We start from the raw sequence: 22,756 nt of genomic DNA on the forward strand, positions 1-22,756 counted from the left end.
CTTCTGTGTAACGTATAAAAATTACTTAATAAAGTTGTATTAAAAATTACGCGACCCAGTAACGAATAATCGCCACCGGGTCACACTATAAAAATTATTTAGAAATAAATAGCTAATTTAATTAGATAACTAATTTTTTAATTAGATAATTAATTCTTTAGTTTTCGCGACCAAGGTAAGAGCCGTCACGAGTGTCGACCTTCACCTTTTCGCCTTCACCCACGAAGAGTGGAACCTGGATTTCAGCACCGGTTTCCACGGTTGCAGGCTTAGTGCCAGCGTTAGAACGGTTGCCTTGCAAGCCTGGCTCAGTGTGCGTAATGGTCAAAATTACGGAAGCTGGAAGCTCAACGCTCAAAGGAGTGCCGTCATGGAAGCTTACGATGCAGTCGGTGCCTTCAAGCAAATACTTGCTCTGCTCACCAACCAAAACCTTAGGAATATAAACCTGGTCGTAAGTGGTCATGTCCATGAAAACGAAGTTGTCGCCATCTTCGTAGGAGTATTGCAAAGTACGATTATCAACGGTCTCGAACTCCATCTTCATGCCGGCATTAAAAGTCTTGTCGACAATCTTGCCCGAGAGCACGTTCTTAATGGTGGTACGCACAAAAGCAGGACCCTTGCCTGGCTTCACGTGCTGGAACTTAACGACGGTCCAAAGCTGACCGTCAAGGTTCAAAACCGATCCATTCTTAATATCATTGGTAGTCTGTGCCACGAGTTACCCGTTTCTTTCGCTAATAAAGCCGCAATTTTCGCGGCTTAAGAAATAAACCTTGCTTATTATGCCACAAAGCGTCAACTAATTAAAATAACAACTAAAATAACAACCGCATTTAACGCAATTATTTGTTACTCTGATCGTTTTGTTCCGAAGACTCTGAGTTTTGACTACGACCCATTGGAATATAGCCACCTTGATCATCCTTAGGATGTGGAGCATCAAAAGGATACCCATTGCCATCTCTACTTAAAAATCTATCGCTCACTTTTTTAATTCTATCTTCGTACTTGCTTATAACAGCTTTTATTTTTTGATAAGCTTGCTTTAACTCTTGATAATTATTGCTGCTTTTAGCAAGAGCATTGCCAGCATCATTAATAGCATTTTCTAGACTTTTAGAAGCAGCAGCTAAAATAGGCAAATTTTTCGCTTTTTCTACAAGTTCTCTAGCTTTTTTAACAAGATTTAATAATTGATCACCAAAAGCAGTTCTGCTAGTTTTTAGTAAATTCTTTGCATGCGTTTTAACAGAATTAGCATCTTTACGCAAAGCATCCAATGTGTCTGAAAGCTTATTTTCAACTGTTGTAGAATCGTAAGAATCCGCGCCAAGTGGGCATACTGGAATATCATCATTTAAGTCATCATTAGCGTAGCTTAGAGAAGACTCAAAATCATCTGCAGCGTCTTTAGTGGCATCAAAATCTTCATCAAAATCAGCAGCTTTTATATTAGAAGCATCTTTAACATCTTGACTTGATACAATTTTTTTAAGCTCTTCTTTAGCATCGATTACTTTTTTGCGCAATTGAATGCAAATTTTAGAAGGCTCACTTGCTTTTAGATTAGGCTTAGAGTTATTAGCAAATAATGCAAACCATAATCCAGCAACAACTCCGATTGATATAAGAGATACACAAACAATAACAGCAATAGCCTTTTTATCGCTTAACAAGGAGTTGTTTGAATCATCATTAGAAGATCCAAAAATATTTTCTTGCTCATACTGAGCAGGATTATTAAAAGAATCCAAATCGCTAGTATCTTGATATCGATTATCATTGCCTTCCATGTTATAGAGATTATTACAATCTTTTGATATTTTTCAATCACATATAAAAGCATCATTACAAAACATTAATTTATAATTATTTTTACAAAAAAAGAACATAAACTAACATAACTTCCTTTTTTGTTTACATGCGTCTATATAATGAACACGTTCGAACAAAAACGAACATACACATGATTTAACCCAGAAGGAAAACCATGAAGAAACATATATTCGCATCTTGCGCATGCGCAGCAATGATTTGCTCATTAATACCAGTTCATCAAGCCATTGCTAGCGAAGAATTAAACACAGGGTTAACGCAGCAAAAAGAATCTGTTGCGACTAATCCAGAAAACAAAGAAAACAAAGAAAACACACTAAACACTTGGCATGAAGCAAAATATCAGGGATTCTTTGACCCAACTCCTACTGGACTAAAGTGGAAGTTTAATGAATCCACTAACACTCTTGAAATATCAAAAATTAACGGAACAGATTTTGCATCCAACTCAATTGAAAAGATAATTTCATCTAATAAAAATAATCCAGATGTCGTAAATTTTGATACATCTAAAGTCAAAGTCATAAATATTGTTCAATCAGGCGATCAAACTGAAAATGCTGGAAAAATTCAACTCGGCAACGGTGCTAGCAATCTATTTTCAAACTTTGCAAATCTAGAGACAATAAACAATTTGGATTTATTCGACACTACTAATGTAGAAGATATGTCTGGAATGTTTTCTTCAACACCTAAGTTAAAAAACATTAATGGAACTAAAGACTGGGTTACAAGCCGAGTAACAGATATGAGCAGTCTATTTGAAGATAGTGGAATAAGTAGCATAAATCCAATATCTAATTGGGACGTTAGCAATGTTGAAAACATGCAACTAATGTTTAGAAACACAAAAAATTTGCACACAGTTCACGGATTAGACGAAAAGTGGAACACTAACAACGTTACCGACATGACTAGTATGTTCGAAGGTAGCGCAATCGAATCTGCAGACGGCATTAGAAACTTTAAAACGCGCAATGTTCATCATATGAACAACATGTTCTACCAAGCACATAACCTTTCAAACGTTAAGGGAATTACTTGGGACAACACCTACTGCGATGAAGCAACTGGAATGTTTGAAGAAAGTGGATTAACAACTACCGAAGGCCTAGAAGTGTTTACAAACAACAATCTTTCTTCAATGGGAAGAATGTTTATGAACGCCAACAAGCTAGAAGACATTAAAGCGCTTGAAAACTGGGATATTAGCAATACTAACGACATTGGCAGAATGTTTACTGGAACAACCGCGCTTAAAGAAGCTAATCTTGGAAAATGGAAAACTTCTTATGTTGGAAATATTGTTGGTCTTTTTGAAAACAGTGGCGTTAAAAAGATAACTGGCTTAGAAAATTGGGATACAAAAAACATTTGGAATATGGGAAAAGCATTTTCAAATACTCTTAATTTAATGCAAATACCGGGAATCGAAAAATGGAACACTTCTAGCGCAACAGATATGAACGATATGTTTGCAAACTCTTCTATAACTTCGCTAGATATTTCTAAGTGGGATTTAACGCAAGCTCTTAATATTCAAACTGGTTCATTAAACCAAGGTGTTAAAAACATGTTTGGCGGCAGCAAAATCGATGATATTACTATTCCATCTGGAGTTGACCTTAAGCAAACAAATCTTTCGGCACTTACTGACATTTGGAAAGAAGCAAGCGCACAAGGTGGAAATCTTCGTATTAAAAAAGGTGGATTCTCAAATAGTGCAGAAGAATTAATAAAAAATAACGCAAAATCAAGCGATAATAAGGCTCCTAGAAGATTCTTACGCGGATACTTTATGGCCGCAATAAAGCACGGTGATGCTAGTATTAGTTGCTTGGTTAATACAAATGGAAAGAATAATTTTGTTGATGCAATTGTTAATTGCCAAGATGCAGACAACAAAATAGTTGACTTCCATAATCTAGATACAAACGCAGCAAATACAACTTTAGCTGCAATGCTCGGATTAAAGGATGAAGTGATTACAGATTGGAATAATGGCAACTCTGTTTTTAACACAGATTTAAGCAATCTTGATTTCAGTAAAGATTTTAATTTGACTGTTAAAACAACTGTTAAAACTCAAAGTACTCAAACGGAAAATTCAAACGTTGTTGAGCCTAGTGCAGATGAATCTTTGGGCTCTGAGTTGGATTCTGACTCGAATTCTAATTCTGATTCTAATTCGGATTCTAATTCGGATTACAGTTTGCTCAAGTTATATAGACTATTAGCTGCGTTCAATCAAAATGATTATAATTATAGCCGTTATTATCAAGCTAGCGCTGCTGCAAAAGCATATTCTGCAGAACCATCTAAAATTGCGGAAGCTAAGACTGCAGAAACTAAGACTGCAGAATCAGCTCAATCGCAACAAGAAAATCAAGATACTTCTTACAAAGCAGAAATCACCAAAAAAACTGCAACAAATAAGAAGCATACCGAGCCAAGCAGCAACTCGAGCAGCAATAAGGCTGATTCCAAAGATTTGCAAAGCAATGATTCTAAAGAAAACAATTCTAAAGATGATGATTCAAGTAAAATCGTAAATAAAAAGAAGGGCGCACTAAAAAATAATAACTCTATCTCAAAATCAGCCTCTTCAAACAAGAATACGAATGTATTAGCTATTGCTATATTAGTTGTATTTGGTTCTACAATTGCTGGAATTGTGACCTTTGTTTTAAAGAAAAACTAAAACATTTGCAATAATCTTCCGCAAAATGTTGTTCTACACGACACGTTTTACAACATTTTGCGGAAAACTCTAAGATTTTTAGATATTTATTAAGCGCCATATTGAAGAAGATATTTAGCAGCGCGCGAAGCTAATTCCTCACTCATTACAGGATTTCCGTCGTCGCCTTTAATACGCTCAGCTGCGGCGAAAATTTCGCGCACGTTTGCAATCGGCAAAACTGGGAATCCAAATTCTTGCTCTACTGCTTTTACTGCTGAAAGCTCGCTGTCTTTTGTGCGCTCCATTCTGTCTACTGCCAAAATCAAACCAACAACTTCCACATTTGCTTCCGCTTTAAGCTTCGGCAAAGTTTCGCGAACTGCAGTTCCAGCAGTCATAACGTCGTCAACAAGTAGCACTTTCATGCCGTCTTTTAACGGTTTTCCAACCATAATTCCGCCGTCGCCGTGATCCTTGCGCTCTTTTCTGTCAAAAGTAAAGCCGACTGGCATATTGTGATTATTTGTTAAAGCCATAGCCGTAGAAACAGCCAGCGGAATGCCCTTATAAGCAGGGCCAAAAACGGTGTCAATATCTTGCGGAAGTTTGCCGTCTTCGATTGCTGCAACAACACGCTGAGCGTAGTATGCGCCCAAGCTAGCGATTTTCATGCCGTCGTCAAAAGCGCCCGCGTTAATAAAATAAGGCGATTTACGACCAGATTTTAGCGTAAAGTCACCGAATTTAAGCGCGCCTGAATCGAGCAAAAACTTTGTAAAACGCTCGTCTAATTCTGCCATAATTAGCTCTCTTTCTTAAAATATTTTTAAATACTTTCTAAATACTTTCTAAATACGCTTACTTTCTTAATTTCAGCGCCAAGTTTTGCCTTCAGCAAGCAAAGACGCAAGCTTTGGACGCGAATCAAGCAAATCGTCAAGCTCGCGAGCAATGCGAATCGGAGCAGTAGGGTCCACCAAAGCGGCAGCACCAACTTCTACAGCATTCGCTCCAGCATACAAGTATTCCAAAGCTTTTTCGCCAGAATCAATGCCACCAATGCCAATAATTGGAATATCTGGCATAGCTTGGCGAACTCGCCACACGAATCCAAGTCCAATTGGGAAAATAGCAGGACCGGAAACGCCGCCCGTGCGGTTTGCAATAATCGGCTCGCCGGTTCGAATATCAATTCGCAAACCAACAAGCGTATTGATCATGCTTAAAGCGTCCGCTCCAGCATCAACCGCAGCTTTACAAATCGACACAATATCCGTCACATTTGGCGTCATTTTTACAATCATCGGCTTATCTGTCATTGCGCGAAGACGCTTAATTAAGCGGTGCAATGCCACCGGATCCGTACCAACGCTCATTCCGCCGTGAGTCACGTTCGGGCAACTCACGTTAATTTCAAGCATGTCTGCCGCAGAATCAGCGAGCTTTTCAACAACTTGCGCATAATCGTCGTCACTGTGGCCAGCAACATTAGTAATAACAAGCGCTCCCATAGACTTTAATTTCGGCAGCTCGTCTACTAAATAATGGTCGACACCAGGATTTTGCAAGCCGACTGCGTTTACCATTCCAGAAGGAGATTCTGCAGTGCGCGGAGAAGGATTTCCTTCCCAAGGAACTGGAGAAACACCTTTAGTGCAGATTGCGCCGAGTTGACTCACGTCGTAAAAGCGCCTGCATGCTGCCAGCTGGAAGGTTCCGGAAGCTGTACCAACCATGTTCTTCCACTTAACGCCCGCAACTTGAGTTGGATGCTTCCACACATGGCTTGTGTCAAAGCCTAAAGTTTCAGCGGAATTTGTTGCAGAATTTGCGTTATTTTCAGAATTATTTTCGGCATTTACGCTATTTACAGAATTATTTACAGAACTCATGATTTTACTCCCAACCCAAACGATTCGCATCAAAAACAGGACCGTCGTTGCAAACTTTCAGCCTGCCTTCCAAAGTGTCAACCACGCAAGCAACGCAAGTTCCATAACCGCATCCCATACGCGCCTCAAGACTCAGCTGGCATTGCACATCGCGCTCATGAGCCCAGTGAGCCACAGCTTTCATCATTGGCAATGGTCCGCAAGACAAAATAACCGTTGGCAAATCGTCGTCGAAATCAAAATGCTTAACTTTTTCAAGCTCGTCAAGAAGCGTAATAACAGTTCCTTCAGAATTCGTAATACTGTGCACGTCTGAAATATATTCCTTCATTAAGTCGTCTGCAAAACGCTTACTACGGTAGCCAAGAACTGCCGTTACGCTAGAATCCTTGCGCTCACCCAAAGCCTGAGCTGCGAACATTAAAGGCGGCACACCCAATCCGCCACTAACTAGCACGTAATGCGCAGGAGAATCAATATTAAAGCCCAATCCCAAAGGACCTAATGCGTCAACTTTATCTCCAGAGCGAAGATGCGAAAAAACTTCCGTACCCTTACCAACAACCGCAAAAATAAGCGTAAAAGTATCTCCCTCAACGCTTGCAACTCCAAAAGGACGCGGAAGCATAGCAGTTGGGTCAGGGGAATACAAGTTCACAAACTGCGCAGGAGTAGCTTTCTTCGCAATCTCCGCATCTCGCAAAGTCAAACGGTACACGCCTTCGTCAAGCTGCTCGTTATTAAGCACTTCTACAGACCTGCGCCCCCAAAGACGCGAATATTTTGCGCTTTTACTTTCATCCTCACAAGTTGAGCCGGAAGAGTCAAAAGCGTCTTCACGTAACGTAACTATGGCGTTTCCATAGGCTTTTCGCGTTGGAATAAACATGCCATCACTCATGTGGTTTCCCCTACCCTTGTATGTGTTTTGTACCGTTGCGTTTTGGTTATTTTTCTATTTTTTATTTTTTAAGTTTTAATTATATTTTTAGTTATATTTATTTTAGTTATACATTCTAACGGTATACTGCATTGCGCAAGTCGTCTCGCATATTTTTAGCAGCAACAGCTGCAGATTCACACACAATATCAAGAATATTATCGAGAGACATATTTCCTTGATTTTTAGCGTAATCTTCAGACTTTTTCCACGCGCCAATAATACCGCGAGAAGAGTTTACAATAGCTCCATCACCATTTTGATCAAACATTCCAGCAACATCTTGAGCCGTGCCACCTTGAGCACCGTAGCCCGGAACTAGGAAGAAAGTGTGCGGCATAAGTTCGCGCAAACGCTTGCCCTCCTGCGGATGCGTAGCTCCCACAACAGCGCCAACCTTGGAATAACCGTGCTTGCCAATACTTGAAGCACCCCAGTTTTCAATCAAATCAGCCATATGCTCATACACTGGCTTTCCGTCTTGCAAAATAAGCTCCTGAAGCTCTTTGCTAGAAGGATTCGAAGTGCGAAGCAGCACAAAAATGCTTTTATTATGCTCTACTGCTTCATCAATAAAAGGCTTCACGCCATCCGAACCCATATAAGGGTTTACTGTAAGCGAATCTTCATGCCAAACGTCAAGATTTTTAGAGCTTTTTAAAAGATTTTTAATAGATTGAGGCAGTGCGTTACCAGTAGCATTTTCGTCTTCAAAATATGCAGAAAGGTTAGCAAAACCGCTTAAATGAGCCGCATATTGACCAGCTGTAGAGCCAATATCTCCGCGCTTAGCGTCTCCTATTACGATTAGTCCACGCGATTTTGCGTATTCGCAAGTCATTGCGTACGTATCCATTCCGGCAGAACCTAGTGCTTCGTACATTGCGATTTGCGGCTTTACAGCAGGCACAAAATCCGCAATCGCGTCAATAATCGCACGATTAAACTCAAAATAAGCCGTAGCTAAAAGCGTTGGCAGCGCTTCTTCGCCTTCTACTTCTTGTAAAACTTCGTCTGCAAGAGCGCTAATAACTTCCGCAGGCACAATACCCGGTTTAGGGTCCAAGCCCACGACGCTAGGATTTTGCTTGGCTGCAATCGCCTCAATAAGTTCGTCCATAATTTACTACCATTCCAAATTTATATTTAATCAATCACAGTCTTGAGAAAGCAATTTCCGAACCAATAATCGTCGCAACCGGCCTGCCTGTAAGCTGCCAGCCGTCAAAAGGAGTGTTTCGAGCTTTAGAATGGAAGGAATTTGCGTCAACCACCCACTTTTCTCGCATATTAATCAGCACTAAATCAACGTTTTCAGGATGCTCAGTAACATTTAAACGCAACGTACGCTTGCTTGCGCAGCGCGAAGAAACGTTAAGCAAAGCCGCAATATCCGTAGGTCTTCTGCTCATCAATTGCATTGGATTTATAGACATTAATTCGATTAAATGCTTGTCATCCGTGTATCCTGCATCAACCAAAACTTTGCGGCACACGCCGTACGCGCACTCAAGCCCAATAATTCCGTTAGGAGTTTTTGCAAAATCTCCCGACTTTTCTTCCGCAGTGTGAGGCGCGTGATCTGTTGCAATCATGTCAATTGTGCCATCTGCAATAGCGGCAAGCGTCGCCTGACGATCCGCTTTAGAACGAAGCGGCGGATTCATTTTTGCCATCGAACCGTACTTCAGCACATCCTCGTCACACAAAGCCAAGTAGTGAGGAGCCGTTTCGCAAGTAATTGGCAAGCCCGCTTTTTTCGCTTTACGAATCGCTTCAAAAGCTGCCGCCGTGCTCACATGCTGAAAATGCACGTGCACCCCAGTTTCTTTAGCAGCGTCAATATCTCTTTGTACGATTGCAAGCTCTGTTGAAGCTGGGATTCCGCCAACGCCAAGCATTTTTGCAACCGGCCCATCGTTTACTGCTCCCGTAGTATGATGCTCGCAATGCTCAACAAAAGGCAAACCAGTTTTCTTCGCCATAGCTAAAACATCTCGCAAAATCGGCTCAGGAACTGCAGCACCGTCGTCGCTTATGGCGGTAATTGGATGCTTTTTCATAGGAGAAGTTTTTTCGGCGTCCGCAATTCCTGCAACATACTTTTTCCAAAGCTCAATATTGCTTGGTTTTAAGCCCTCGCGCCCCAATGATGCACATACGCTTAAATCGTAGCGAACCGGCAATTTTACGCCGTAAATGCAGCCGTAACGCTGCAAATAGTCAACTACGTTTTCTACATCAAATGGAGCATCTTCCCAAGGTTCGCCGTCAAGAGCAGGAATCGTATTCGGCATAATCAAAACTTGCGTATAGCCGCCTGACGCCGCAGAATCTGCGCCGGTCATCATGGTTTCTTTTTCGGTTTGACCCGGATCCCTAAAATGCACGTGCGGATCAGCAAAACCAGGAGCAACAACCAAGTCGCTTGCATCAATATCGCCAGAAATGCGCGCATTGCCTTCTATAAGCGCATCCTGACGAACGCCATCAACAATAAGATCAATTCGCTCGCCAGTATCCCACACGGAGATATTGCGCAAAGTTAATGTGCCAGCTTCGTTCATATCACTCCCGTTTTGCGTAAGTTTTGCGTAAGTTTTGCTTAAAATTTTACTTACTTTCTGCCTCTTCATCACAATACATGCAACGATACTCGTGCCTTACGGAATCAGCCTTGTAGAACTTGCGTTTAAGAGTTAGTTCACTGTTTGTTATGCAGCGCGGATTCGGGCAAGTAAGATTTTCAGGCGCATCCACGTCTGTTACATGCACGCGAGGATCCGCCAAGGAAATTCCATGCGCGTCAACCGATTGCAGCTCGTCTTCTGGAACGTTCACAAAATCAGTTGGCTCGTAGCCGCAAAGCTCGTCGCCAAGAACAGAACTTTCCAAAGCCATGCGCATAAGCATACCGTTTTTAACCTGCTCAAAGTATGCTGCGCGCGGATCGTCGTCAACATCAACAGCAATCTCATTAATTCGCGGAAGCGGATGTAGCACAGGCATATGCGACTTAGCTTTCTGCAACTTTTCTTCCGTCAAAATATACGTGTCGCGAAGTCGCAAGTATTGCTCGCGATCCGTAAAACGCTCTTCTTGCACGCGAGTCATGTAAAGCACGTCCAAGCTGCCAATTACTTCCATCAAGTCGCGAGTTTCTTCGTAAGTGCAAGAAGGAGTGTCGTTAATGCGGTCGATTACGTACTGCGGAGTTTTAAGCTCATCCGGGCTAATTAGCACAAAATGAACGTTTCCGAAGCGGCATAAAGTTTCAATAAGCGAGTGAACTGTGCGACCATACGTTAAGTCGCCGCACAAGCCAACAGTCAAATTATTAAGGCGACCGAATCGCGCAAGAATAGTAGCCAAGTCTGCAAGAGTTTGCGTAGGATGCATATGACCGCCGTCGCCAGCGTTAATAATAGGCGTGCTCACAGCTTGCGTTGCAACAAAAGCAGCACCCTCCTTTGGGTGACGCATTGCAACAACATCAACATAATTCGACACGACTTTCAAAGTATCGTTTACAGTTTCACCCTTGCTTGCGCTAGAAAGTTGTGCGCCTGCAAAACCGATTACTTTTCCGCCCAAACGCAGCATTGCTGTTTCAAAACTTAAGCGAGTGCGCGTGCTCGGCTCATAAAAAAGAGTGGCCAACACTCTGCCATCGCAAGTGTGAACCACTTCTTTACGGTGCGAATCAATGTATCGCGCTTTGTCTAAAAGCATTCGTATTTGCGCAGTTGAAATATCATCTAATGTAACAACACTTTTGCCTGCTAGAGAATTTGCAATTGTGCTTAGAGAAAAAGTTTGATGCAAAGAATTAGAAGAACTAGATGAATTAGAAGAACTAGAAGCGTTCATTGCGTTCGTCATAAATATCGCTTACCTTTCGTCAGTTGGCAAGACGGCCGCAATCACACGCGACCTACACAATTTTACTGATTAGCGTTGACGAACCCCCCACCCGGAGTGGCGGCATACTAGCATTAACTACAGCAGAATTAGCGGCCGTAGAAAAGACGAGACATGATTTCTCGGCACTGACGCATAGTTGCTAGAAGATCGTTTTCAAAAACGCGGCCCTGGTTCGGCTCGTAGCCAAGATAAGTTGCGATTCCGCCGAGCGAATACGAGTCGGTTGGAATCACATCCGCGCGAGACATTGACCCGGACCACAAGAAGTTCGCGTTTCGCACAGCAGAACACATATGCCAGCAGCGCTCCAAAATTTGCGCATCGTCGTCCTCAATTAAATGCTCAGATTGCAAAGCTTTCAACGCTTGCATTGTGCCAACAACGCGCAAAGACTCGTAAGTGCCAGCGTATTGTAATTGCAAAAGCTGAACAGTCCACTCAACGTCGCTTAAACCGCCGCGACCAAGCTTCAAATGCCTGTCTCTACTAACTCCCCTAGGCAAACGCTCCGCTTCCATACGCGCTTTAAGCTTGCGAATTTCGGAAAGCTGAGATTCACTAAGAGGATTTGCAGCGTAACGCAAGTCGTTCACAACGCCATAAAGTAGAGCATTCGCCAAATCTTTAGAACCTGCAGCAAAACGAGCACGAAGCAAAGCCTGATGCTCCCAAGTACTCGCCCATTGACGATAATACTTTTCGCAAGACTCTAAGCTGCGCACAAGCGGGCCGTCTTTTCCTTCCGGACGCAAATCCAAATCAACCATAATTTTTGGCTCAAGAGTAAGAGGACCTTGCAAAATATTGCGCAAAATCTCCACAGTTGTTTGAGCAAAACGGTGAGCTGCGTCCAAATCGCAATCTTCACCAACCGGCTTATAAACTACCATAATGTCCGCGTCCGAGCAGAAGTTTACTTCCCTACCGCCGTAGCGGCCGAGCGCAATAATCGCAATTTCGGCTTGAGGGTTACTAAAATTCATTCGCAAAACAGCCTCGCGCATAGACCAGCACAAAGCCGCGTCTAAAACAGCGTCAAAAACGTCACTCATAGCGCGCATAGAAGTATCGTCGTCAATAAGACCGCACATCCAAGCTAAAGCAACGCGCTCAATTTCCTGCCGACGAAGCGCGCGCAAAGACTGCGCAAAATCCGCAATATTACTAGCATAACGAGCAACCATTGCGCTAGTTTGCATATCGAGACTTGCTCTATCTCGCGCAGATAGCGCCTCATCGTCACCAAGCCAAGTAATAGACTGCATCGACTGCATCATAGCGTCGCCCAAGTAGCGCGAATCCGCCAAAACGTGGCAAAGACGCTGAGCCGCGGAAGGAGAATCACGCAAAAAACCAAGATACGTATTCTTACCGCCAAAACGCTCCGCAAGACGCCGCCACGCAAGCAAACCCATATCCGGATTCTGGCCGTCACCAAGCCACTTCAACACCGCTGGAAGAAGAATCCTGTGAATTTTAGCAGCCCTAGAAAGCCCCTCCGTAAGCGCTTCAACATGCAACTGCGCGGCGGCAGCATCCGCAAAACCAATAGAAGCAAAACGCGCGCGAGCAGCCTCCGGCGAAAGCACAATAGGATCCGCATCCGTTTGAGCATTAATTGGAAGCATAGGACGGTAGTAAATATCCTTATGCAAATTGCGAATCTCACGGCGAGCTTTATCAAAACGCTCAACCAACTCTTCCGGGCGCAGCCGCACAGCACGCGCAAGACGACGAATCTGATCATTATTATTAAGCTGCTCAGTAGAAATTGTGCGCGCACGATCCAAACCGCCGTTACCCTGCGCACCCAAATCAGGGAACAAATGCGTGCGATGCATGTTCCACATTTGCTGACGATGCTCAAGAACACGCTCAAAACGGTAGTGTTCCGCCAAAAGCGCCGCCTGAGACCTAGAAACATAGCCGCCCTGAGCCAAAGCCTGCAAAGCAGAAATAGTATCCCTCACTCGAAGCGACTCATCCTCACTTCCGTGCACAAGCTGCAGCATTTGCACAGTAAACTCAACGTCGCGCAAACCGCCGCGGCCAAGCTTCATATCCAAATCGCGCTGCGAAGCCGGAATAAGCGACTCCACGCGCTGACGCATATGCTGGCAGTCCGCCACAAAATGCTCACGGCCAGAAGCCTTCCAAATAAGCGGCTCAACCATAGCACGGTAAGCTTTTCCAAGATCCGCATCCCCAGCCGCAGGACGAGACTTCAAAAGCGCCTGAAACTCCCAGCTACTCGCCCACTTATCATAATATTCGCGGTGAGATTCAAGGCTTCTAACAAGAGGCCCATCCTTTCCTTCCGGCCTAAGCGCAGTATCAATCTGCCAAAGAGGAGTCTCCAAAGAGCCAGCAACCGTTGACTGACACACTTTTTGCAAAACCATCGCAATAGACGCACCAACTCGCAAAGAAGCATCCTGATTCTGCTTATTTCCAGAATCCGCAGGCTCAACAACATAAATCAAATCAATATCGGAAACATAGTTAATTTCTTGCGCACCAAGCTTACCCATAGCAATAATCGCAAACCTGCACGCAGAAGAACCAGTAACCTGACCGCGAGCAACCGCTAAAGCAGCCTCCAAAACAGCATCCGCCGCATCAGAAAGCTTACGGCTAATATCCGGCTGCACTTCAACAGGGTCAGCGCTCGCTAAATCAGCCGCCATAATCGCAGCAACATGCTCACGATAACGCGCACGAAGAGCAGAAACAGCTTGAGCAAAGCCAAGAGAAGTTAAGTAAATCGTGTTAGAAGCGTTATTTTCCGAAGAAACCACCGTAGCCTTGTAAGCCTGAATTGCGCAAAGCAAATCAGCACAACGCTCATCACGCGTCATAGAAAAAAGATGATCCGGGTCACTTGCCGCAGCCATAATAAGATTCGGATGCGTGCGCATAAACATTCCCATAGCGCTAGAAGCACCAAGCACTTGCATAAGCGAAGCAAGCGGACAATTCATAGACGATATTGTAGACATTGAAGCAATATCAGCAATGGTTTGCGGCTGCGCCTGAATAATATTTTGAAGCGCAACTAAAGAAGAATCCGGGTCTGCGCAGCGGCTTACATAATCAAGAAATTGCTGCGGACTAACAGCATGATTCATGCAATTTTCGCAAATATTTACAATAGCTTCGCGCGCAAAATCCGGACGAGCAAAGCCGGCTTTAATAAGACTTCTGGAAGTGAGTGCGCAAGAGGTTGTGCTGCTTTCGTTGCAGTTGGTTTCAGCAGTTGCAATATCTGTTTTATTAGCGCTTTCCATACCGCAACTTTACACTGTGGTGATGTACAAGGCGAATTGTGTATGAGATGTGTGCAGCAGCGAGCACGTTAACCGCGCGAGTAACATACCTCACGTTTGGAGGGTTTAGAGTTGCGCGGCGCTCCAAACGCGAGAAACCTACCTCACATTTGGAGCGTTCGAAGATAAGTTTCGCTCCAAACGCGGGGAATATACCTCACGTTTGGAGCGATTAGTTTAGTGCAGTGCTCCAAACGCGAGAAACCTACCTCACATTTGGAGCGCGCTAGAGCTTACTCTTTAGAGTGCTTGCGACGGCGAGAAGCAACTCCCGCAGCACCAAGACCAGCGAAGATTACAGCAAATCCTGCAAACAAGCCAGTTGCAGCACCAGTCTTAGCAATCTTATGGCCAGATGCGCCACTCAAACTATTAAGCAACGCAGCCTTAGCCTCTGCAAGCTTCTTCAAAGCCGCATCAACCTGAGCCTGCGTAGCATTAGGATCGTTAAGCACGCTCTTAGCCTCAGCCAAAGCCTGCCTGTAAGCCACAGCCTGAGCAGTATTAGCATTAGCGTCCACAGCATTGTTAACTTCGATTTGCAAAGCAGACTTATCTACCAAAGCACCATAAGACTCATGGCCGTTTACAAAACCGTAGCCATTCCAATCTCCAGTACCATTGCCAGAGCCGCCGAAGTGACTCAAGAAGTCAAGAATACGCTTCTTAGCATCTTCAAGCTTCTTCAAAGCCGCATCAACCTGAGCCTGAGTTGCGTTAGGATCTGCAAGCACGCTACGAGCCTCAGCCAAAGCATTCTCATACGCTTCAATATCAGCCTTATTGCCAATAATGAAGTACGGCGACTTACGGAAGTTAGCATCATCATCAGCCTCATCCTGAAGCTTAGACTTATCCGTGCTATTTCCAGCCTTAAGCTTAGCCTTAGCATCCTGAAGACGCTTCAAAGCCGCATCAACCTCAGCCTGAGTTGCGTTAGGATCTGCAAGCACAGAATTAGCTTCGTCGAGCGCGTTCTTGTACTCGTCAAGAGCCTGCTTAGACTCGTCATCACCCTTAGCTTGAGCATTCTGATACTCAGGAGACTTAGTGAAGTCATCACCAGCCTCTTGGCGCAAATCATACTTGACCGTGCTGTAGTCGTCAGTAATCTTCTTCTTAGCGGCTTGCAAGGCATCTAGAGCATCGTAAAGCTCTTTCTGGGTTGGGACGTCAGTTGCGCCATCCTTTGGCTTGCCAGTAGTGCGGTCGAACTTCTCAAGAATCTTCTTAGCAGCAGCAAGCTTCTCGTTGTATTCCTTAAGAGCTTGCTTAGACGCGTCATCACCCTTAGCAGTCGCGTTCTTGAACGCAGGAGTGTTCTCGAACACGTCATCACGCTTGTCTTTATCTCCGTCCTTAGACTTATCAACTTCTTGCTGAAGCTCAGTAGAACTGGTCTTGTAGTCAGCAAGAATCTTATCCTTGATTTCCTTAAGCTTCTGAAGAGCCTCGTCAACTTCCTTCTGAGTTGGGATGTTCTTAGCATCAGACTTTGGTTTATTGTCATCACCAAACTTTTCAAGCAAAGTCCTAGCCTTCTTCAACGCTTCCTTATAAGCAGCGACGTCAGCATTTTCCTTGCCGTCTTTACCCTTCTTAGAATCAGCGTTCTTGAACTCGGGAGTATTCTCAAAGTCATCTTTACCAACGGTAGTTACACCGTCAGCAGTAGACTTCGCAGACTCATCCTTCAAATCCTTAGCATCGGTCGTAAAGGCATCATCGATAGCTTTCTTTGCCTTTTGCAAAGCATCAAGAGCTTCATCAACCTGTTTCTGCGTTGGACGATCTTCTGGCTTTGCATTCGGATCTGGGTTCTTCACCTGATCGATAATCTTCTTCGCTGCTTCAAACTTATCGTTATAATCTTGAAGCTTCTTGGTGGCAGAGGTATCAGCCGTTGCATCATTACCAGTTTCGGACTGCTTCTTATACAGAGCATTCTTGTATGGAATCGACTCCTCAAATGGAGGTATTACAGGCTTGTCGTCTTTATCCTTGTCGCCAACCTCCTTTTCAAGAGGCTTTGTGTCGGTCTTGTAGTCGCTGGTAACTTTGTCCATCGCCTTTTGCAAAGCCTCAAGCGCATCATCGACTTCCTTCTGAGTAAGCTTGCTAGCATTCTGCAACTTGGCAGTTATTTTATCAACAAGCTTGGTGAGACCTGGATTATCATTAGTACCCTCCAAATCCTTACCAGCTTGTTCATGCTTTGCGTTGGTATTGTCATCCTTTATTGCAGTAGCATTCTTATACTCAGGAGTCTTCTTGAAATCACCATTTGCATACTTCTTAGCTTCTTCAAGCTTCGAAGTATCCGTCTTGTAGTTGTCTTCAATCTGCTTCTTTGCCTTCTTCAAGGCATCAAGCGCTTCGTCAACCTGCTTCTGAGTTGGGCGTTCGCTGAGATTAGTAGCGTCTTTCTTAGAAAGTAAATCACGCGCAGCCTTCAAAGCCTTCTTATAGGCATCGACTTCGTCATTGTCTACCTTATTGCCGCTATCGTCATCCTTCTTCTTGGCGTCGGCATTCTTGAACTCTGGCGTAGCTTCAAAGTCTGCATCGGCTACTGTAGCACCGTCTGCAGTAGACTTCTTCGCTTCCTCGTCAAGCTTAGAAGTATCGGTCTTGTAGGCATCAAGAGCTTTACGCTTCTTATTTAGCTCTGTCAAAGCATCGTCAATCTGCTTCTGAGTTGGCTTAGCGTCGAGAGGCGTGTCCTTGTTATCGTGCTTTGAGAGCAACTCCTGAGCCTCGGACAACGCCTTGTCGTATGCCTTCTTAGCTTCCTTAGCAGCGTTATTCCTCTCGGCATCTTCAACCAACTTAGTTGGATCAGCTGTATCTGGCTTCATGAAGTGAGGATCAGATGCGTTACGGTATGCGTCGGAAGTAACAGTACCTTCGGTAGCTTTCTCAGTACCACTGGCCTCTTTACCGTGCTTGTTAGCGCTTTCTTGAAGCTTAGATACATCAGTCTTATAGGTTTCAAGAGCCTTGCGAGCATCGTCAAGCTTCTTAAGAGCCTCGTCCACTTTGGCCTGGGTAGCGGTTGGATCCGTCAAGAGCTTCTTAGCCTCAGTAAGCGCATCGTCGTAGTCTTTAGCCTTCTGCTTGACGGTCTCATATCCAGAAGTATCTTCCTGGCCGTTATCACCCAGCTTGTGCGGATCCTTGGTGTTCTTATACGCCGGATCTTTCTGAGTATCAGTATCCTTATTAATGGATTCCTGCAGCTTATCTGTCTTAGTCGCAAACTTGTTCAAATCTTCCACAGCTTTGTTAAGATCTGCAAGGAGCTTTGGCACATCCCTATTCAAAGGCTGACCCTTAGCATGTGACTGGATGTTCTTAAGATAGTCAGGACTACTAGTGTCTCCATCCTTTGCAGGAATATTATCTGTTGAGATTGCAGCACTACCAGGCTTGCCATCGACCGTATCTTGAGGCATCTCATCATTAAATGCCTTTTTCAGCTTCTCGAGCGCATCATCGTACGCTTGCTTTGCCTTAGCTTCGTCAGAACCTGCAGCACCAGCGGACGCGTTTAGATACGCTGGGCTTTTAGTTATAGCCAAGCTGTGAAGCAGCGCCGCCGAAATCTTGCTGGTATCGGTTGCGTACTTATCGATTGCCTTACGGGCTTCAACAAGCTTATCTTTAACCTTATTAGCCTGATCTTGCGTTACTGTGCTATTTGGCTTCCTAATCTCCGTAAGCAAGTCTTTTGCAGCGTGATAAGCGTCGTTGTAGGCTTTGAAGTCTTTTGCGGCTTGAGAATCTTTGCCCTTAGCTTGCGCTTCATCAAAGGCATTGAAGTACGCTGGCATCAAATAACCGCTGAAGTTGTCCGCAATAGCTTCCGCTAAATCAGTTGCCTTTGTCTGATACTTATCAGCATGAAGTGCTGCTTCAGCATCTTCAAGCGCTTTCTTAGCCTTTTTTACATCGTCATTTGTAGCGTTCTTGTCACCAAGCACTCTCTTAGCTTCTGCGAATGCGTTATCGTAGTCCTCGACAGCCTTTTTAGCATCAGGGTCGGTGTCTTTCTTTGCGGCGGCGTTCTTATAGAACACGCTCTGCTTCGACTTATCGTCTGGCTTCGGATTATCGAAGCTCTTTTGAACGGCAGCATCAAGAGGAGCCTTGTCGGTTGCGTTCTTGTCAAGCGCATCCTTAGCTTTCTTAAGATCCTCAATAGCTTTGTTCACATCCTTTTGGGAAGCGTTTGGATCAGCTGACAAACGAATTGCGTCCTCTAGCGCATTATCATATGCTTCACGCTCATTTTCAGTTGAATTTTTATATGTTGGGTCAGCTTTCTCCAATTTCTGATCAACAGTAAGAGTATTCAGAGTATCGTTCGTATACTCATACACATGACCATGCTCAGCAATAGCAGCGTTAAGCTTATCCTTGTTAGTGCTGTACTTATCAAGCTCTTTACGTGCAGCATCAAGCTTAGCCTTTGCGTCGTCAACAGCCTTTTGCGTAGCATTGGCATCCTTGTTTACTTTCTCAGCTTCTTCGAGAGCTTTGTCGTAAGCATCCTTAGCAGCAGTTGCCTTATTGTTCCTGTCAGTATCATCAGAACCATCAGCCTTCTTAAAGTCAGGCTCAGTAACATTCTTATACTTATCAGTAGTTACCGTACCAGGAGTTGCAGCAGTACTACCATCAGCAGCTTTACCATTAGCATTAATCGACTTCTTCAGCTCTTCCTTCTTAGTATCATCACCATCAAGAGCATCATGAGCCTTATTCAGCTTAATCGTTGCGTTATCAACCTCAGCCTTAAGGTCTTCACTTAAATCAGCATCAGCTGTAGTTCCAACTTTCTTAAGCGTTTCTTTGGCAGCAGCAAGTGCCTTGTCGTACGCATCTTTCTTATCAGCAGACGCGTTGTAGTACTTCGACTGTGTTGGAACGTCCTTGCCATCAACATTTTCGGTCTTGTGATCCTCAATCGAATCCTTCAAATTACTTGTCTTATGATTCGTCTGCGGCACAAAGATAACGTTAATTGCCTTTGCAGTATTTCCTGGGTTGCGGCCTTGTTCCAGATATACATCCTTATAGTATGTCATTGCATACGGCTGAACAAACAAGCGCGCCTTGTAAATCTTATCCTTCTTACCAGCTACTGTTACAGAGCCAGCTTCGGGATCCCACGAATACGATCCAGAAATCGACTGATTGTCACCGAGTTTTTCGTCGGAATGGCTCACCTTTTGGTTACCTATCCAGTATGCACCGCTCATATTGCCCAGCGAAAGCTCGCCAGTTGGCTCGTCATCTTTAAGGGCGTATTTCATGTGCGACTTGCGAGGCTTACCGTTTGTGTCTTCGTGATCAAGCGCCTCACCGCCAGTAAGATCTCGCAAGCCAGCCTGCTGATCTTTCGGCGTAGCTTTCAAAAGCTTAATAATATCGTCAGTTTTAAGCTCTTTAGCAGCCGTTGGGTCGTAGCGATAAATAATAGTGGTATGACTATCGTTGCTCCACGATAAACCTTCGTCAGAGTCGCGACCGTCAAGCTTATTTTTACCCTTGTCCCACGAGACGTTGTAGTCTTTACGAATATCCACCAAACGCGTGAGCTTGCCAGCCTTTACGTCAGAAGTAAACTCAGCATAGGCTTTATCGGTCTTAATCTTAACGGTAATCGTGTTTTCCGCCATACCGTTCGAGATTCCCTGATTTTTGTGTCCAGCAGTCACCGTATCGCCTTCAATGTACGAAAGCGTGATTTGATCCGTGCTGGTAAGACCAAGATCTTTGTTATCTTTGTTTGCGGCGAGAATCGACTGCTTAATGCGTTCAAGCTCGGCTTTTGAGTAGCCAAGTGGGTTGTAAACAACGGTTGCTTTATCGGCTGCAGGAACAGAAATATCCTTTTCTTCAAGCTTTTTCAAAACGAGGTCGCGCAAAGCAATCTTTGGCGCGTCCTTTGGATCCACGCCGTCGAAGTTGATTACAGCATTACCAGCACTGTCAAACGTGATTTTGTCTTCAGAAACGTGATTAAGACGTGCAAGCTTCTTTTTAATCTCGGTTTTTACATCTTCCGAAACGTTGGTTGGGTCTTCAACAATCGGCTTGTCAATGCGATCATCGTAGCGCGCAACCGTAAGCGGAATAGCCCCAGACTTAAAGCCCAAATCCGTAACCATATAAGTATTAAGAGTCTTCGCTCCAACTACGTAAGTCTTATCATCGCCAGCTTTTTTAGCATTAATGGCATCGAACGTAGTCTTGTCGTAAGCATCCTTTGATTTTACGTTGATCTTACCATCAGTGGTATCGGCAACTTGCACCGCTTTACCATTCTCCCTGGTAAACACGCCCTTCGATGTGCTTGCTGCAGTAAGCTGATCACTTACCGACTTTTTATCTTTTCGCTCGGTAGGAAGATTAGTAGCTGCTTGAAGAGCCGCATGAATAGCTTCATCTGTGAGAGGCTGATTGTACTTAAGTACCACAGAGCCAGAAGTTTTTGGCGGAACAAGCGTTGCCGCACGAAATGCATTTGTTTTATAAACAGTTGTAGTACCATCTTTAGTTACATACACAAAAATAGAACGGTTTGCAGCATACGCCTCAGCGCCGCCATTAAGGTTACCATCTCTAAAAAGATCGCTCATCGTAAGAGTAGCAGAGCCATCATCATTCGGCTTAAACGTATAGTTGCCAGAGAAGCTCTGGTGCATTTTAGCATCGCCAGAATAGTATTCAGCACCCCTCTTGCTCTTATCGTTATTCAAACCATTATTTTGAGCAGGGAAAATAGCGATATTAGTGATTGCTCCACCATCTTTTGGCTTTGCAAAATTGAAAGTAACTGTGTGTGTTTCACCATTTACGCTATACGTGTTATCTGAGCTTCCCCAGCCATACACGTTCGGCATAGTTTCAGCGTTACTCTCGTTAATTTCAATCTTGGTATTAGTGGTATCCGTTGTATCAGGCTTAATCTGTGAAGGCTTAGCATCATTATTTGAAGCGCGATCCTGATTTTCAGTCGCAGCCTCGTCGGTTGGCTGAGCATCAGGCAACGAGCGCTTACCACGACTCTTTACAACAGTCGATTTATCTTCAGTACCATCAGTATTTACAGTATTCTCGGATTTCTTCTCAGCCTGCTTATTGGTATTCTCAGCCTTATCCCCAGCCTCTTTATTAGCTTCAGTCTGATCCTTCTTATCAGACTTACCAGTTTCTGCATCCTTACCCTTTTCGTCTACAGAAGCCTTCTCTTCAGCCTCAACCTTAACCTCAGAATCATCCTTCTTATTAGCCCCAGCATTCTCGCCAGCAGTCACAGCAGGAGCTTTAGCAGGCTCAGCCGCAGAAGTAGCATCCGCAGCCATCGCCGGAGTTGCTCCAAAAGCGAACGCCGCACCAGCCAGCACGCCTGCGGCTCCAACCGTAAACGCCGCCACCTTACGAGCGTCAACAGCCTTTTCAATTGCGTTATTTACTGCAGCATCCAAAGTTACCTTGCGTGCGTGCTTTCTAGAATTTGACTTAGTCATTGTGTATCTCCTTGAATACCAAATTCTCTCTGAACAAGTCTTTGTGAATTTATTAGCGAAGAGCTTGATGCAGTAATCAAAACGCTGATTGAACTACGGTCAAATACATATGAAACTTCTGCTCAGCTCCCTGAAGCGCAATCTCTTTTGTTGAGATTTATATTCAATAATACCGAATATACATATTTTTTTCAACATATTTGTTATGATGTATAGCCTACTAGACCCCCCCCCCGTGAGGCTTTATTCCAACGTTTTTGGCAGATTTTTACGGTCAAAATTAATATAACAAATGTAAGCTAGATTACATTTCTAATGGCGATTCTAAACAAATGTTTAGTATAAAACGCGATTATTTTATACATTTATACATTTTTGCGCATTTGTATACATTGCACACTCTATGTTAATTTCAATACTCACTACCACTCAGTCATGCGGATATCAGTGAGGTAGAGATTTGAGATTTTTCGCACTGAGCGAGGGACGCTCGCGCGAGTAACGCGCTTGCTACGAAACTCGCGTTGGAAGTCCACTGGACTTCCAACTTAAGCGAGTTTCCGCTCCGAGTTGCCTTCGCACGCTACGCTTTAAGCGCTCAGGCAGGTCGT

11 protein-coding genes are annotated in these 22,756 nt (G+C 44.1%); 1 reads left to right on the forward strand and 10 read right to left on the reverse strand.

Annotation, left to right across the window (positions count from 1 at the left end; genetic code table 11):
* Positions 1 to 157 precede the first annotated feature (157 nt).
* Together efp and HXT33_RS04145 are read right to left on the reverse strand one after the other, a co-directional pair.
* Positions 158 to 721 carry an elongation factor P gene (gene efp, locus HXT33_RS04140; RefSeq protein WP_004111770.1) on the reverse strand — a complete coding sequence of 188 codons (564 nt, stop codon included), beginning with the start codon at positions 719 to 721 and terminating at the stop codon, positions 158 to 160.
* Between the two features lie 127 nt (positions 722 to 848).
* Positions 849 to 1,799, reverse strand: a complete 951-nt coding sequence (locus tag HXT33_RS04145) for a hypothetical protein (RefSeq protein WP_004135241.1) — start codon at positions 1,797 to 1,799, stop codon at positions 849 to 851.
* 197 nt (positions 1,800 to 1,996) lie between these two features.
* Between HXT33_RS04145 and HXT33_RS04150 the strand changes: the two genes are divergently transcribed.
* Positions 1,997 to 4,543, forward strand: coding sequence for a BspA family leucine-rich repeat surface protein (locus HXT33_RS04150; protein WP_421786639.1), 2,547 nt, complete (start codon positions 1,997 to 1,999; stop codon positions 4,541 to 4,543).
* An 89-nt stretch (positions 4,544 to 4,632) separates the two neighbouring features.
* Here the strand turns inward: HXT33_RS04150 and pyrE are convergent, their stop codons facing one another.
* From pyrE to HXT33_RS04190, 8 genes are all read right to left on the reverse strand, one after another.
* Entirely contained in the window at positions 4,633 to 5,325 is a 693-nt protein-coding gene (pyrE, locus tag HXT33_RS04155; RefSeq protein ID WP_421786641.1) for an orotate phosphoribosyltransferase, read from the reverse strand.
* Positions 5,326 to 5,397: 72 nt separating this feature from the next.
* Positions 5,398 to 6,417 carry a dihydroorotate dehydrogenase gene (locus HXT33_RS04160; RefSeq protein ID WP_375169421.1) on the reverse strand — a complete coding sequence of 340 codons (1,020 nt, stop codon included), beginning with the start codon at positions 6,415 to 6,417 and terminating at the stop codon, positions 5,398 to 5,400.
* A gap of 4 nt (positions 6,418 to 6,421) precedes the next feature.
* Complete coding sequence (locus HXT33_RS04165; RefSeq protein WP_421786644.1) at positions 6,422 to 7,318, reverse strand: dihydroorotate dehydrogenase electron transfer subunit; 897 nt, start codon at positions 7,316 to 7,318, stop codon at positions 6,422 to 6,424.
* A gap of 115 nt (positions 7,319 to 7,433) precedes the next feature.
* A complete protein-coding gene (gene pyrF / locus HXT33_RS04170; protein WP_421786646.1) occupies positions 7,434 to 8,477 on the reverse strand; it encodes an orotidine-5'-phosphate decarboxylase in 1,044 nt (347 codons plus the stop codon).
* A gap of 34 nt (positions 8,478 to 8,511) precedes the next feature.
* Complete coding sequence (locus HXT33_RS04175; RefSeq protein WP_421787598.1) at positions 8,512 to 9,924, reverse strand: dihydroorotase; 1,413 nt, start codon at positions 9,922 to 9,924, stop codon at positions 8,512 to 8,514.
* A 46-nt stretch (positions 9,925 to 9,970) separates the two neighbouring features.
* On the reverse strand, positions 9,971 to 11,239 hold the full coding sequence (pyrB, locus tag HXT33_RS04180; RefSeq protein ID WP_421786648.1) for an aspartate carbamoyltransferase: 1,269 nt from the start codon (positions 11,237 to 11,239) through the stop codon (positions 9,971 to 9,973).
* Between the two features lie 128 nt (positions 11,240 to 11,367).
* Positions 11,368 to 14,568 (reverse strand): bifunctional [glutamine synthetase] adenylyltransferase/[glutamine synthetase]-adenylyl-L-tyrosine phosphorylase, encoded by a 3,201-nt coding sequence (locus HXT33_RS04185; RefSeq protein ID WP_421786650.1) that lies wholly within the window; start codon positions 14,566 to 14,568, stop codon positions 11,368 to 11,370.
* 272 nt (positions 14,569 to 14,840) lie between these two features.
* Positions 14,841 to 22,145 carry a peptidase gene (locus tag HXT33_RS04190; protein WP_421786652.1) on the reverse strand — a complete coding sequence of 2,435 codons (7,305 nt, stop codon included), beginning with the start codon at positions 22,143 to 22,145 and terminating at the stop codon, positions 14,841 to 14,843.
* Positions 22,146 to 22,756: the final 611 nt, after the last annotated feature.

Source organism: Gardnerella sp. DNF00753 (assembly GCF_049244275.1).
In the GTDB taxonomy this organism is placed as follows: Bacteria; Actinomycetota; Actinomycetes; order Actinomycetales; family Bifidobacteriaceae; genus Bifidobacterium; species Bifidobacterium greenwoodii.